2 protein-coding genes (1 of these 2 running past the window's edge) are annotated in these 17,843 nt (G+C 37.5%); both read right to left on the minus strand.

Annotation, left to right across the window (positions count from 1 at the left end; all coding sequences use genetic code 11):
* Window positions 1-936: a PorP/SprF family type IX secretion system membrane protein gene (locus tag NG655_RS06175; RefSeq protein ID WP_252158462.1), complete on the minus strand. Its 936-nt coding sequence runs from the start codon at window positions 934-936 to the stop codon at window positions 1-3.
* On the minus strand, window positions 929-17,843 hold the 3' portion of the coding sequence (locus tag NG655_RS06180; RefSeq protein WP_252158463.1) for a DUF7507 domain-containing protein. Its footprint extends 10,742 nt past the window's final position; the window shows 16,915 of its 27,657 coding nt (coding positions 10,743-27,657); its start codon lies beyond the right edge, outside the window — the gene reads right to left on this strand; it ends in the stop codon at window positions 929-931. The genes NG655_RS06175 and NG655_RS06180 overlap by 8 nt, the downstream gene beginning before the upstream one ends.

A 17,843-nucleotide genomic window follows, 5' to 3' on the forward strand; every position in this document is an offset into this window, starting at 1 on the left:
TTAAAAAAACCTCGGTGTTAATATTTTTTTATTTGTTCCAAAATCGAACCTAAAAAGAAGTTCAAAAGTTCCACTTGTTGAATTTCTTATTTCAGTAGTTGCAAAATCATATGAAAAACCTACCATCATAGAATCTGATAATTGAATACCTGCTAGAGTTGTAATTGCAGAGTCAATTCGGTTTGCCACACCAAAAGTAAAGTTATTGTTAACAATAAAGTTAAGAGAAATATCCCATTGAATAGGACTTCCTTTTACAGCCTTAACTAAGGTAGCGGGCTTAAATTTTAATGAAGGATGTAAATCAAAAACATACCCTCCGAAAACATATAAATGAATTTCTTTTGAAAAAGTGGAAAAGAAGCTTGATTCTTCATCTACTAAATCAAAATATTTTTTTTCTAAAAGATTCGGCGCAGACACCCCTAAATAATATTGTTGAGTATTGTAAAATATCCCCACTCCAATTTGTGGTTGATATTTATTATTTACAGCATAATCAATATATGGATCCGTCTGATCATAAATATTTAGTTTGTTAAAATCAATATCATAGGAATTTAATCCTGCTTTAAGACCAAATGCTAATTTGGAAAACATGAAATTTATAGAATATGAATAATCAATAGAAAAATTAGTTTCAGTTAAAGGACCTATTTGCTCGTAAAAAATTGTACCCCCAAGACCAACTTTCCCTCCGGAACCAACGGGAGAATCAAAGGAGATTAAATTTGTTTTTGGAGCACCTTCAAGATCTAGCCATTGTGATCGTGCGAGAAGTCTTAAACTTGTTATTCCACGATTTCCTGCATATGCAGGATTAAAAATTTGTGGTACGAGCATATATTGTGTAAACTGTGATTCTTGCTGTCCTAAGACAAAACTAGAAACCAGTCCTAAATAAACAAACAAATATTTCCTCAATGCTCTATTCATTTTGCAAATCGTTTTGTAAATATAAATACCCCATATACTCCGTCTTACCAGGATTATTATTAGAAGGGAATGTTAAAACATAATAATAAGTTCCTGAAGGAAGTTTTTCATTTTTATTAATCGTAATTCTTCCATTTGAATACCCAGTAAATATTTCTGAATTACCAGGTCCTGGATAACCATTGCTTTCGAAAACTAAAACACCCCACCTATTATAGATTTTTAGTTTGTTATCTGGATAATCTTCAATTCCTCGAATAATTAAATAATCATTTTTTTGATCACCATTTGGTGTGACTAACTCATAAACCTCTAATCTAGGTATGTAATCAGACTCTAATTCAATTATGGTTGGATCATCTGACATATTACCATCTGTATCATCCCCGTTATCACTTTGGTCAAAAATAAGGTCGTTATAGTTCAATGCAGTCCCTGATACACGAGCTATGTTTTCGATGAAACCAGAATAAATATCAGACTGTGTTACTGTGTAATCAGCATTAAAAACGATTACTCCTTGTGGAATAATTAAATTTTGTGAAGACCCGTTTGTTGCAGAAACAAAATAGGGTGATCTAGTTAAGAAAATAGAAGATCCGTTTCCGTCTGTCATGATATCATCAATTACTAAATCAGATACATTTACGTTTCCTGTATTCTCTACTGAAATACTAAAAACTATTTCATCACCTGGATTTATATATTCTGAATCGTTTGTTAAAGAAGCTGTTTTTGTTACTTCTAGAGAGGGTCTAGGTGAAATTAGAACAACTGTTGGATCATCTGTTGTATTTCCGTCGGTATCATTACCATTATCCGAAGTATCCTCTGCATATAAAGATCCCTCTAAGTTTTGAGCAGAAGCAATCGCAGTATTTATTATACGTCCTGTTTCTGCAGCGCTTTGTTCAATACTATAGAATGCAATATATGAAGCGATTTCATTAACTTTTAAGTTGCCTTCTAAAGATCCTAAGGTAGATCCAGTGAAGAATGGTCCATTTGATAATGTCAATAGTTCTCCATTTCCATCTGTAATAATGTCTTCAAGAACAATATTTTTTAATGGTGTATTACCTGTATTTTTAATTAAAATATCATATAAAATCAAATCGCCCGTATCAACAACATCATCCGTGTTATTTGTTATAGAAGCTGTTTTGGTTACTTCGATATCAGGAATTTCTTGTAAGAATACTTCCGTTGGATCATCTAACGTATTTCCATCCGTATCATCTCCATCATCACTGACATCCGAGATTCTTAGGTCTTGATTTGGTGCAGCTGCAGAAGCTTCAACTGTATTTATTATAATTCCTGAGGCAACATCTATAGCTTTAATGATGTAAAAAGCTATATAGGTAGCGGCTTCTCCCTCTATTAAAACACCTTCTGCAGATCCTTCTGAGGATCCTGAGAAGAAGGGGCCATTACTTAAAGTTAGTGTGTTCCCATTTCCATCTGTAAGTGTATCAACAATTAAAAGATCCCTTAGAGTAGAGTTTCCATTATTCTCAACAATAATCGTATAAGTAATAATATCGCCTGCGCCAGTTTCTCCGTCACCATTATCAGTAATTTCCGCTGTTTTGGTTACTTCCATAACAACATTTGAAACTGTGAAAACTTCTGTTAAATCATCTTCACTATTTCCATCGGTATCATCACCATTATCACTGATGTCAAATACATCTCCTATTTGACCTGGACTATTCCCTCTAAATACAACAGAGTTTCTAATTACTCCAGAATCTGCTGCTCTTTGCCCAATTAAATAAGAAGCTGTATAGGTAGCTATTTCTGATTGAGCAAGTATTCCTTGTGGAGAATTCTGAGAAGAAGAAACAAACGTGGGTTGGGTTGTTAAAATGAGCTCTCTACCACTAGCATCTGAGAGCGTATCTACATACGTTAATCCACTTACAGTTATGTTTCCTTTATTTTCAACTGTTATAATATAGTCAATTCTATCTCCAACATCATTTATACCATTTTGATTAAGATCTATTACATCAGCTACTTTAGTCACCTCTATTTCAGGAAGAGAAATGATCTCGATCACAGTAGGATCATTGGTTGTATTTCCATCAGTATCATCTCCATCATCACTTACATCTGAAACATCATTGTTATTCCCTGGGCTAGAAGCGTTAACTGTTACTGAATTTATAACTTTCCCCGTTCCGGCATCACTATTTGAAATTATATAAGTTGCCGAGTAGGTTGCACTTTCGCTGGGGTTCAATGAGCTTTCGGACGATCCCTGGGTTGAAGAAATAAAGAGTGGTCCAGAAGATAATTGAAGAACATTATTATTTCCGTCTTTTAAAGTATCAATTAATGTAATTGATGAAAGTTGTGTAGAGCCTGTATTGTTAATATTAATAGTGTAAACAATTGTGTCACCAGCGTTTATACTTCCGTCTCCATTGTCAATGGTGTAAGCTGTCTTAGTTGCTTCAATTGATCTGTTTGTATTAAAAATAACAACTGTTGGATCGTTTATGGTATTGCCGTCAGTATTATCTCCATCATCACTTATATCTGAAACATCGTTACTATTACCTGGACTACTTCCCGTAACCGTAACCGAATTATTTACACTGCCAGAATTTACATCTTGCTGGGTAATTAGATAGGTTGCATTATAAGTCGATACCTCTCCTGTCAAAATTGTACCCTCTGCAGAACCATCTGAATTTGATATAAAACTAGGTCCTGTAGTCAGGCTCAAGGTATTTCCATTCCCATCCGTTAAAGTATCAATTAAACTTAATCCATTGATAGTAACGTTACCGGTGTTTTGGATTGTTATGGTATAATTTATTGTATCTCCTGCTCCATTTAATCCGTCACCATCATCAGTTATTGCATACGTTTTGGTAACCTCTATTGATGCTAACGGAGCTATTGAAACTACTGTAGAATCATTAATCGTGTTTCCATCAGTGTCATCACCATCATCACTTTGGTCAGATAAATCATTTGTGTTTCCTGGGCTACTACCTGTTACTGTTACAGTATTTTCAATTTGCCCACTAAGGGAAGCTGCATTGGAAATTAGATAGCTTGCATTATAAGTCGATACCTCATTAGGAGAAACTGATCCTTGAGGGGAGCCACTGGAATTTGATACAAAAGTTGGTCCAGAGGTAAGAGTTAATGCATTTCCATTACCGTCGGTTAATAAATCTACAAGACTCAATGATGTAATATTAACATTCCCCGTATTAACAACTGTAATGGTATAGTTGATGGTATCGCCTGCTCCGTTAATTCCGTCTCCATTATCTGCCACAGTTGCTGTTTTGGTTACTTCAAGTTCTGGTGCTTGGGAAGTATATACTACTGTAGGATCGTCTAATGTATTTCCATCGGAGTCATTTCCATCATCAGAAGTGTCGGTTATGTCATTGGTATTGCCCGGGCTACTTCCCGTTACCACTACCGTATTATTAATCAACCCAGAATCTGCTGCTGCATTAGTGATTACATAACTTGCCGAATAAGTAGCAATTTCACCTGCGACTAATGTTCCTTCCAAAGACCCTGATGAAGAATTAACATAGTCTGGTCCTTGATCTAGGGTTAATGAAATTCCATTTTTGTCAGTTAAGTTGTCTACTAGAGTAATTCCTGTAATCGTTTGTCCACCAATGTTTTCAATGGTTATCGTGTAGTTTATGGTGTCTCCTGCTCCATTAGTTCCATCTCCATTATCAATTATACTTGCAATTTTGGTTACTTCTAATGAACCTTCTGATGATGTGGTTATTACAGTTGAATCACTTGAAGTGTTTCCATCGCTATCATCTCCATCGTCACTGATATCGAATACATTGTTTGAATTCCCAGGACTATTTCCTGTTACTTGAACCGAATTTATTATTGATTGAGTGTTTGCAGCAAGTTGAGAAATGGTGTAAGTGGCAGTATAAGTTGCAACTTCTCCGACTGTAAGATTTCCTTGGGTAGAATTGGCATTAGAGTAAGTAAAGACCGGTCCCGCTGTAAGAGCTAATACATTTCCATCGCCATCGGTTAAATTGTCTACCAAAGTAAGGTTAGATAAACTAACATTTCCTATATTTTGAACTGTAATGGTGTATACAATTACATCACCACTATCGTTGGTGTTGTTTGAATTGCTATCGATAACCACCGCCGTTTTTGTTGCCTCTACCAATGGGTTTCGATACAGTAGGGTTTCAGTAACATCATTATTTGTATTCCCATCTGTATCAATTCCGTCATCACTTTGATCAGAAACAGAAGAAGTGTTCAATGGATCAGAAGCTACAGCAGTAACTGTATTTATTATTCTTCCCGAATCAACGTCACTTTGATCAATTGTGTAGGTCGCTGTATAGGTAGCTATTTCATTAATATCTAAATTTCCAACGGTCGATCCTGAACTTGAATTATTAAAGCTTATTGGAACAGAATAACTTAATGTATTGTTGTTTCCATCGGTTAATAAATCTGTTAAACTAAGGTTTGATAAAAAAACATTTCCAGTGTTTTGCACAGTAATTGTATACACAATTGAATCTCCAAGGTCGTTGTTCCCATTGCTGTTTGTATCGATTACATTGGATGTCTTTGTGACTTCTAAACCTGGGTTGATATCAAAATAAGTTACCGTTGAGTCATTTTCGGTATTGCCGTCAGCATCATTTCCATCATCACTCTGATCGGTTACATCATTACTTTGTCCAGGACTACTTGCAACTACACTTACGGTATTGGAAACTAAGCCTGTGTTAACATGACTTTGGTTTACAATCAAGTATGCATTGTAAGTTGCCTGTTCTCCTGGAATCAGCACGCCGTTTATGGAGTTTTTAGACGACCCTCCATAGGTAGGTCCGTTTGAAAGGTTTATGGTGTTTCCATTTCCATCATGAAGGATATCGGTAATTGTTATCCCATTTAGGGTCACATTACCTGTGTTTTGAACACTAATAGAATAATTTATTACATCTCCCACCCCTGTTAATCCGTCACCATTATCTGTTAGTTGACTGATTTTAGTTACTTCAATTGATGGGGATGATGTAATTGCAGTAACCGTTGGATCATTTAACGTATTCCCATCATTATCATCACCATCATCGGAAACATCGCTTATATTTGAATTTTCTGAAGAAGCTGAAACAATAACTTGATTCGATAATCCGCCAGCATCAACTACTCCTTGTTCTATGATGTAATAAGCAATATAATTTGCGGTTTCACTTGCTTGTAAGCTTCCCTCGGCAGACCCTAAATTAGCTCCAGTGTATGTTGGGCCAGAAATTAGATTAAGTGTTCTTCCATTATTATCCAAAAATTGATCAAAAATAGAAACTCCTTGAAGGTTTATATTTCCTGTATTAGTTACTTCAATATCATATCTTACAAAATCTCCTTTCCCTAATAAACCATCACCATTATCGGTAATAGTAACAGTCTTAGTCGCCTCGATTTCTGGTAAAGCGGTTATACTAACTATCGTTGGATCATCAGTAGTGTTCCCGTCAGTATCATCTCCATCATCTGAGGTATCCGTTACATCTCCACTATTCCCTGGAGAAGATGCTGTTGCTATAACAGTATTTGAAATAAACCCAGTTCTCTCAGCAACATTACTTACCACATATGATGCTGTGTAGGTAGCTGTCTCTCCAAGTGTCAATGTGCCTTGGCTTGACCCTGCACTAGAGGAAGTAAAGCTTGGTCCACTTGTTAATGTTAATGATCCACCACTTCCATCACTAAGCCTATCTACTAAGGTTAAGCTTGATAAACTTGTATTACCCTTATTCTCTACCGTTATGGTATATACTATCGCATCCCCTAAATCTACGATGCCGTTACTATTATTGTCTATTGTTGTTGCCCTCTTGGTGGCTTCTATCTCAGGAAGTGGGGTTATCTCAACAACCGTTGCATCATCCTCTGTGTTACCATCACTATCATCTCCATCATCTGAGGTGTCCGTTACGTTATTACTCTGTCCTGGACTACTCGCTCTGGCCAAAACACTATTGTTTATACTAGAGGTCAAGGCTGCTGCTGAACTAATAATATAATACCCACTATAGGTTGCTACCTCATTTGGCTTTAATGTCCCTGGGGATGATCCTAATGTAGTTGATGAGAACGATGGACCGTTGGTTAATGTTAATGAACCACCACTACCATCTGTTAAGGTATCTACCAAGGTTAAGCCCGATAAGGTTACATTACCCTTGTTCTCTACCTTTATGGTATAGTTGATTATGTCTCCTGCTCCAGTGTTACCATCGCCTCCATTATCGGTTATTACTGAAGTCTTAGTCACCTCTAAGGAACTTGAAGCTGTTATGCTCGTTACCGTTGGGTCATCTTCTACATTACCATCACTGTCATCTCCGTCATCTGATACATCAGTAACATCATTACTGTTCCCTGGACTACTCGCTGTGGCTGATGCCTGATTCGATAAACCTCCTGCATCTACGGCTGCTTGCGTGATAATATAAAGTGCACTGTAGTTTGCTGTCTCTCCTACTTTGAGTGTTCCTTGAGCTGATCCTTGTGAGGAACCTGAGAACGAGGGACCACTATCTAAACTCAATATGCTCCCCGAAGCATCGCTCAACACATCCGCTACACTTAAACTTGACAGGGTTACATTACCATCATTAACTACAGAAATGCTGTACTGTACTACATCTCCTTTCCCTACTACTCCATCTCCATTGTCTGTAATAGCGGATGTCTTGGTTACCTCTATCGATGGATTCTTGCTTATCGTTATATCTGTGGTATCGTCTGTTGTATTCCCATCACTGTCATCTCCATCATCGGAAGTGTCCGTTACATTATTACTCTGACCGGGACTACTACCCGTTACTAAAACACTGTTGCTTATACTTCCGGTATCTAATGCTGCTTGGATTATTGTATAGCTTGCTGTATAAGTAGCAGTCTCTCCTACTAACAAGGTGCCTTCTGATGATGAAGATGTTGAACTAGTAAAGATAGGGCCTGAAGTTAAACTTAGGGGTGATCCATTACCATCCAATAAGGTATCTGTTAAACCTACACTAGATAGTGTTACATTACCCTTATTCTCTATTGTAATCGTATAAACTATAGTGTCCCCTAAATCAGTCGAACTACTACTGTTGTTGTCCATGACTGAAGCTGTCTTGGTTGCTTCTAGTTCTGATGAACGACTCAAGTTTACTACCGTATTATCATCTTGAGTCTCCCCATCACTATCATCTCCATTATCACTACGGTCACTTACATCATTCGTGTTTTGTGGTGAGGATGCCGTGGCCATTACTGTGTTTACTACACTTCCACTATCCACCGCATCTTGTGTTACCGTATAAGTCGCTGTGTAGCTTGCAGTCTCTCCTACAACTAAAGTGCCTTGTACTGAAGAGGATGTTGAGCTATTAAAGGTTGGTCCGCTTGTTAAGGATAATGATCCTCCATCTCCATCGGTTAAAGTATCTACTAAACCAAGCCCTGATAAGGTTACATTACCCTTATTCTCTACCGTTATCGTATAAACTATCCTGTCGCCTAAATCATTTAATCCATTACTGTTGTTGTCGGTGACTGTTGCTATTTTTGTTGTCTCAATAATTGGTGCTGGATTGATAACCAACACCGTTGTGTCATCAGTCGTATTACCATCAGTATCGTCTCCATCATCTGATACATCGATAAGTCCGCCTGGATTACCCGTGCTACTCGCTGTTACTGTTACGCTGTTGATTAATCCTCCTGCATCTACTACTGCTTGGGTGATTACAAATGTAGCTCCATAGTGAGCGGTTTCATTGGGCTTAATAATGCCTTCTGAAGATCCCAGATCTCCAAAATTAAATGTAGGTCCACTACTCAGTGCTAATGTGTTTGATAATGCATCTGTAAAGGTATCTACTAATGAAGGCTCGGTAATATTTACATTTCCTTGATTCTCTATTTTTATCCTGTAGTTCACAGTATCTCCTACTCCTAAAATTCCATCTCCATCGTCTGTTACCGTTCCTTCTTTAGTTACTTCCATCTCAGGGCTTGGAGTGATGTTAACTATTGTTGGATCATCTGTAGTGTTACCATCTCCATCATTACCATTGTCAGATATATCCGTAACATTATTACTGTTCCCTGGAGTACTCGCTGTTACTTGAGCAGTATTGTTTATACTTGGTGTGTTCTCCGCTGCTGCGCTTATGGTATAAGTAGCCGTGTACGTCGCAATCTCGCCTGAGATTAATGTACCCTGTGCTGATGATCCACTATTTGATACAAAACTTGGCCCACTATCTAAACTTAAAGAACCGCCGTTTCCATCGCTAAGTGTATCGCTAATGGTTATGCTACTAAGGGTTATATTACCGGTATTACGAACCGTGATATTATAAACAATAACATCGCCTTGATCGGTCTTACTATTACTATTAGTGTCGTTTACTACTGCTGTTTTGGTTACCTCTATTGAAGAATCTGAACTCGTTATTACAACGGTTACATCATTTGTTGTATTGCCGTCAGTGTCGTCGCCATCATCCGATATATCTGTAACATCATTTGTATTGCCAGGAGTACTTGCTGTTACCGATACACTGTTGTTTACTGATCCTGTATTGGCCGCATTCTGACTTATTGTATAAGTCGCTGTATAAGTAGATATCTCTCCTACAGCTAAACTTCCCTCTGCAGAAGACAAACTGTTACTATAAAAACTAGGACCTGAGGTTAAATTAAGAGTTCCTCCTGAGCCGTCAGTTAACGTATCGGTTAATGATAAACCGGATAAGGTAACACTACCCGTATTGGAAACCAATATCGTATAAACAATGACATCGCCCTGATCGTTGTTCCCATTACCATTGGTGTCTACTACTGAGGCTGTCTTGGTGACTTCCATAGCTCCACTAGATTGCGTATTGACAACCGTTGGATCATCTACAGTATTACCATCACTGTCATCACCATCGTCAGAAGTATCTGTAACATTATTACTCTGGCCTGGAGAAGAAGCAGTACCTGTTACGATATTGCTTATCGATCCCGTATTGGCTACGTTTTGGATTATGGTATAGGTTGCGGTATAGGTTACTATTTCTCCTGATGATAAACTCCCTTGTGAAGACCCTAAAGTAGAACTTGTAAATATAGGGCCTGAATCCAACGAAAGTGCTGTGCCGTTAGCATCTGTTAGGGTGTCACTTATTGTTAATCCAGTAAGGGAGGTATCTCCTGTGTTATTTACAGTAATAGTGTAAACTATTTTATCTGATGCTCCGTTAACTCCATCTCCATTGTCAATAACTATTGCTGTCTTGGTTATCTCCATCGAAGTATTGGGAACAATGTCAACTAACGTGGGGTCATCTAACGTATTACCATCGCTGTCGTCTCCGTCATCACTCTGATCAAATACATCATTACTCTGACCTGGACTACTCGCTGTGGCTGTTGCTATGTTGGAGATTTGCCCAGTAGCAGCAGAAGCATCTGTAATAATATAATATGCCCGGTAAGTAGAAATTTCACCGGGTAATAATACTCCTAAACCAGACCCCTGGTCAGAACCAGAGAAGTAGGGTCCATTACCCATTGCTAAACTGTCCCCGTTGCCATCAGTTAAACTATCGGTAACCGTTAAACTAGAAAGCGTTACATTACCCTTGTTCTCTATCGTAATCACATAATTAATGACATCCCCTGAACCTGTGATTCCATCACCATCATCTGTTACCGATGCTGTTTTGGTTACTTCCAATAGAGGAATTGGATCGATGTTAACTACTGTTTGATCATCCTCAATATTACCATCGCTATCATCACCATCATCACTGACATCTGTAACATTATTGCTATTACCTGGACTACTTGCAGTAACTGTCACTCGGTTGTTAACAGAGGATGTAATAGCTGCTGCACTTGATATGGTATAAGTAGCGGTGTAAGTTAAAACTCCTGTCGCTTGAAGGGTAGCTGCAGATGATCCGACTGTTGCTGAACTAAGAGTAGGTCCCGTTGTTAATGGTAAACCATTTCCATTTCCATCGGTAAGCACATCAACTAAAGAAATATTTGAAAGGGTTATTCCACCCGTATTTACAACAGTAATTGTGTAAACAATAGTATCGCCAGCGCCTGTATTTCCATCACTATTGTTATCAATTAAAACAGAAGTTTTAGTTGCTTCTAATTTTGGTTCTGCAGTAGCCGCTACAACAGTTTGGTCGTTTACAGTGTTTCCATCATTATCATCACCATTATCACTTATATCGATGACATCATCAGTATTTCCGGGACTACTTGCAGTAACAATCACTTGGTTTTTAATACTACCCGTGGCGGCTGCATCGGCCTGAATTGTATAAGAAGCAGTATAGGTAGCCGTTTCTCCAACTTTTAAAGTTCCTTGTGCAGATGAAGCAGAAGCAGATGTAAATATTGGTCCACTAGAAAGCGTGAGAGAATTACCTGCGTTATCAGTTAAAGTATCATTTAAAAATACTCCTGTAAGTGTAACATTTCCAGTATTTTCAATAGTAATTGTGTAGACAATAATATCGCCCTGATCGTTGGATGAATTCGAATTGGAATCGATTACTACTGCAGTCTTAGTTGCCTCAACTCCTGGATTTGGACTAATCCCAACTACAGTAACATCATCCTCTGTGTTACCATCACTATCATCACCATCATCTGAGGTGTCCGTTACGTTATTACTCTGTCCTGGACTACTCGCTCTGGCCAAAACACTATTGTTTATACTAGAGGTCAAGGCTGCTGCTGAACTAATAATATAATACCCACTATAGTTTGCTACCTCATTTGGCTTTAATGTCCCTGGGGATGATCCTAATGTAGTTGATGAGAACGATGGACCGTTGGTTAATGTTAATGAACCACCACTACCATCTGTTAAAGTGTCTACCAAGGTTAAGCCCGATAAGGTTACATTACCCTTGTTCTCTACCTTTATGGTATAATTGATTACATCAGAAGCGCCTGTATTACCATCTCCATTGTCTGTTACTGCTGCAGTCTTGGTTACCTCTAAGGAACTTGAAGCTGTTATGCTCGTTACTGTTGGGTCATCTTCTACATTACCATCACTGTCATCTCCGTCATCTGATACATCAGTAACATCATTACTGTTCCCTGGACTACTCGCTGTGGCTGATACCTGATTCGATAAACCTCCTGCATCTACGGCTACTTGGTTAATAATAAAGTAAGCAATATAGTTTGCTGTCTCTCCTACTTTGAGTGTTCCTTGAGCTGATCCCTGTGAGGAGCCCGAGAACGAGGGACCAAAACTAAGAGATAAAGTACCCGAATTTAAATCACTCAATACATCTGCTACACTTAAACTTGACAGGGTTACATTACCATCATTAACTACAGAAATGCTGTACTGTACTACATCTCCTTTCCCTACTACTCCATCTCCATTGTCTGTAATAGCGGATGTCTTGGTTACCTCTATCGATGGATTCTTGCTTATCGTTATATCTGTGGTATCGTCTGTTGTATTCCCATCACTGTCATCTCCATCATCGGAAGTGTCCGTTACATTATTACTCTGACCGGGACTACTACCCGTTACTAAAACACTGTTGCTTATACTTCCGGTATCTAATGCTGCTTGGATTATTGTATAGCTTGCTGTATAAGTAGCAGTCTCTCCTACTAACAAGGTGCCTTCTGATGATGAAGATGTTGAACTAGTAAAGATAGGGCCTGAAGTTAAACTTAGGGGTGATCCATTACCATCCAATAAGGTATCTGTTAAACCTACACTAGATAGTGTTACATTACCCTTATTCTCTATTGTAATCGTATAAACTATAGTGTCCCCTAAATCAGTCGAACTACTACTGTTGTTGTCCATGACTGAAGCTGTCTTGGTTGCTTCAATGATTACACTTTGATCAATGTTTGTTTCCGTTTTATCATCTTGAGTCTCCCCATCACTATCATCGCCATCGTCTGAAGTATCAGAAACATTATTACTATTCCCAGGGCTACTCGCCAATCCATAAACAGAGTTTAATAGAATTCCTGCATCAACTATTGTTTGATTTATTAGAACAGTTGCAGAATATGTTGCTGTTTCTCCAACTATAAGAGTTCCTTCAGCAGAACTTGATGAAGATGAAACAAAATTAGGTCCTGATGACAAGCTTATTGTATTTAGATTTCCATCAGTAAGTGTATCAGTAATCGTAAGACTATTAATAGTAACATTACCTATATTGGCTACTCTTATTTCATAAACAATAGCATCACCAAAGTCTGTTAATGAGTTAGAATTGTTGTCTCGAACTATTGCAGTTTTAGTAATATCAATAATTGGTGAGAAATCCATATCAACAATTGTCTGATCATCAGTTGTATTACCATCGGTATCATCTCCATCATCCGATGTATCAGTGACATCATTTACTTGTCCAGGACTACTTGCAACAGCAATAACTTGATTATAAATTGCACCACTATTTGCAGCCGCTTGTTGAATCAGATAACTTGCGTTATAGGTAGCAACTTCTCCTATATTTAAACTTCCTTCGGAAGAACCTTGTGAAGCTGAAATGAAGTTTGGACCATTAGTTAATGTTAATGTATTTGAAACATTATCAGTTAAATTGTCTGTTAAGGTTACTGAAGAGAGTGCAGTAGCTCCATTATTAGTTACAGTAATCAAGTAATTAATTGTATCTCCAACGTTTGTAAATCCATCTCCTTCATCAAAGATTGAAGCAGTTTTTTCAACATTGATTTTTGCTTGAGAGGTAATAATCACTTCTGTTGGATCATCTGTTGTATTACCATCCAAGTCATTACCATCATCACTTACATCTACAGCATCATTAGTTCCATAATCACTACTTCCAGTTGCTGTTGCAACGTTAGAAATACTTCCAGAATCATAGGCTTGTTGATTAATAGTAAAAAAAGCTACATAAGTTCCAATTTCGCCGTTTGCTAGGTTACCTTCTGTTGATCCCTGCGAACCTGACACATAATAAGGACCTTCTGTTAAAGGAATAACGTTTCCATCTCCGTCTTTTAAAACATCTTCAATTGTGATACTATTCAGCGGAGCATTACCTGTATTTTCAACTTCAATACTAAACCTAATAAAATCACCAACATTTATTTCATCATCTCCTCCATCAATAACAGTAAATGTTTTTGTTACTTCTAATTCTGTTTGAGGAGTCATTACAGTAATTGTTGGGTCATCTTCTGTATTTCCATCAGTATCATCGCCATCATCAGAAGTGTCCGAAACATTTCCTGTTTGACCAATAGAATCTGCTGTAACCGTTACAGTATTACTAATAAACTCAGCGTCATAAGCTGTTTGATTGATAATAAATTGTGCTGTATAAATAGCTGTTTCTCCAATTAAAAGTGTTCCTAGCGAAGATCCTGCAGAAGTACTTATTCTAGCTGGATTTGCAGTCAGAGATAATTGATTTCCAGTAGATGTCGTTATGATATCATTAAAACTAATGTTATTGACTTCTGTATCACCTGTATTTTGAACTGTTATAGTGTAAGTAATAATATCATTTGTGTCGGTTCTACTATTAGAATTGGTGTCGTTTACCTGTGCTGTTTTGGTAACATCAATTGATGGATTTGTAACAAATTCTGTAATGGTTGCATCGTCTTCGGTATTCCCATCTGTGTCATCACCATCATCGGATGTGTCGGTTACATTATTAGAATTCCCTGGAGAAGATATTGTAGCTATAACTACATTACTAACTCCAGCCCCATCAATTGCTAGTTGTTCTATTATATAATTTGCTACATAGGTTTCCGTCTCCCCATAAACAAGTAATCCTTGTGCATTTGAATGAGTAGATGTTGAATAATTTGGTCCCGAGGACAAAGAAAGAGTGTCTGTTGTAAGGTTGGTAAATGTTTCATCAAGATTTAAACCTGTTAAATCTTGATTCCCAGTATTTTCTACTGTAATTGTATAATTAATTCGATCCCCTAGGTCGATTACTCCATTTCCATTTAAATCATTTGTAGTATATATTTTTGTAACCTCAATTGATGGTAATTCGGGTATCTGGATTACAGTTGAATCGTCTTCTGTATTTCCATCAGTATCATCACCATCATCAGAAGTCTCCGTAACATTATTGGATAATCCTCCTGCACTACCTATTACGTAAATTGAATTAGAAACTAGACCACTATTGGCTGTTGAATTTGTTATGGTATAAACAGCGGTATATGTAGCAACTTCAGTTAGCTGAAGAATCCCATTTACAGAACCAAGAGAAGATTGTACAAAAGTGGGCCCACTGTCCAAATTTAATGGTACCCCATTTCCATCAGCCATTGTGTCTGTTAATGAAATATTATTTATAAGAAGATTACCTGTGTTTTCAAGTTTTATAGTATACGTAATTCTGTCTCCAGGAGATATCATCCCATCTCCATTATCAAAGGTAATCGTCCCGGTTTTTGTTAACTCCATTTCAGGCGCTGGAACTAAATCAACTATTGTTGGATCATTCTGTGTATTTCCATCAGCGTCATCCCCATCATCTGCCAAGTCTGTGATGTCATTAGAATTTCCAGGACTTGAGGTTGTTACAGTTACTACGTTGCTAATAAATGCAGTAGAGGCTGAAGCACCTGAAATTGTGTATGACGCCGTATAGGTCATAACTTCATTAGGTCTGATTATTCCTAGCTGTCCTGCAACACTTCCAATTGTAAAGGCCTTTCCACCCATACCGTTATGAGCAGAACAATAATAATAAAGGATTGGTGTACTTTCTACAACATAAATTTCAGTATAAGCTCCAGCATTACCAGGAGTACCAACCACAGTTACACTTGTTGTGTATGAAACTCCTGAATTATGGGTTCCGTCTGTTGTTGTGCTAAAACTAAATGGATGAGAACTATTTGTAGCACTAGACTGATCAAATCTATAAGTATAACCTTTTTGCAGAACCAGTTCTTTTTGAGCTTTTCCATTAATAAAATATTTATTTGATCCATCTACTTGAGCTACTGTAACAGTTAAGTTTACGGTAGTTGGACTCAAGGTCTGGGAATGATAAGTAGGTCCATTTAATTGAGAGGTTAAATCAGTTGCAACACCATCTGACAGGTAGTCGACTAAAGTTGGTGTTGAAAGATTCACATTCCCTTTGTTATGAATGTATATAGAATATTCAATGATGTCATTTAAATCATTTTCTCCATTCCCATTTACGTCTGTTACGGTAGCTACCTTGGTAACTTCCATGGAAGGAGATGCGCTAAAAAATGTTTCCGTGGGATCATTTGTAGTATTACCATCATCATCTATACCATCATCCGATACATCAGAAGCATCATTAGATCTACTTGGACTACTTCCCGTTAGGGAGACAACATTTGAAATAGAACCTGAATCAAAATCAGATTGTGTTATTAGATATTTTGCTGTATATCGATCAATATTATCTACACCAATCACATTATCAGTATCAATCGTATTGGTAATCGTATATGTGGTTAATGGTCCTTGAAGAGGTACTCCATTTACCCAACGCCATCCCCCTTGAGGTTCACTAAAATCATATGCGTTGGGATCCTGAAAGAGACCAATCCAATGGGGGTTACTACTTATAAAATCATCCCAATCTGGCTCTTGATTGCGTATCCATCCCCATTCTTGTGATGAATCTATAATAACAAGATTTCCACCTAAAGACTCTGCAGTTGTTTTTGCAACATCCCAGGTCACATCTGAACTTGAAACAAAATAGGTATGTCCCTCAAAAGTACCATTTAATCTGATAAAACCTGCTTGAGAAGTTCTTCCATCGTTAAATTCTACTATGTATTTATAAGATCCCGTATTAGGCCTGTCTGCCGTTCTTATATAATCAGATGTTATATAAAAATATCCTCGTGAATTTGAACTGCTTGTATCGTTAGGTTCATTATTTGGCCAAATATTACTTCCTAGTTTTTCTTCTTTACTTCCATCTATCCATTTCCATCCACCTGCTGGCTCAGAGTAGTCAGGATCGGAAGTATCTTGATATAGCCCAACCCAATACCAGGAGTTTGGTAAAACTGAATTCAGATATTCTCTTTCTCCAGGAGTAGTTATATTGGCAAGATATCCTCCAATTGAGATTGCAACATCTCGTTGATTTGTCCAAGTTGATGTAGAGTTATTTCGCATATAACTATGCCCCTCAAACGCACCAACGTAGGTATATCCTGCTTGAACAGTTCTTCCATCGTTAAATTCAATAAGTCCAGTAATATTTGTTGTGTTAGGTACAGATCTGTAAAACCCATTCCTTGAATATTGAGCATAGTCATGTCCTACATTATTAGTCGGAAATTGTCCATCCCATTTCCCATTAGCTGTAGAAGTGAAATCTACTGCTCCAACACCTAAATCTGTAGTAATTGTTTTAGTTGTTGAACCATAGGTTAAAGGAACTGTTAAAGAGAGGGTATTCCCACTTCCGTCGGTTAAAATATCTTCTATAGTAGGATTCTCTACGGGTACGTTTCCTGTATTTTCAATGGTAACATAATAGTTGACAATGTCTCCAACTCCATTTACTCCGTCCCCATTATCCGTTATAGAAGCAACCTTAGTTATTTCAATTTCTGGACTAACTGATTCAAGAATAGTTTCTACCTCTGTGGTATTGGATACATTATTTGAATTGGTTGAAGAACTCCCCACAACCTCAACACTATTGATTACACTTCCTGCATTAAGATCTGATTGCGTGATTGTGTAACTAGTGGTATAAGTTGTAGAACCCCTTATTAACAAGGTGGTTGATGATGAGCCAGAGGATGAATTTAATGAAGAAAGGGGTTCATTCAAAGTAAGAGTA

Source organism: Candidatus Arcticimaribacter forsetii (assembly GCF_910589745.1).
Lineage (GTDB): Bacteria > Bacteroidota > Bacteroidia > Flavobacteriales > Flavobacteriaceae > Arcticimaribacter > Arcticimaribacter forsetii.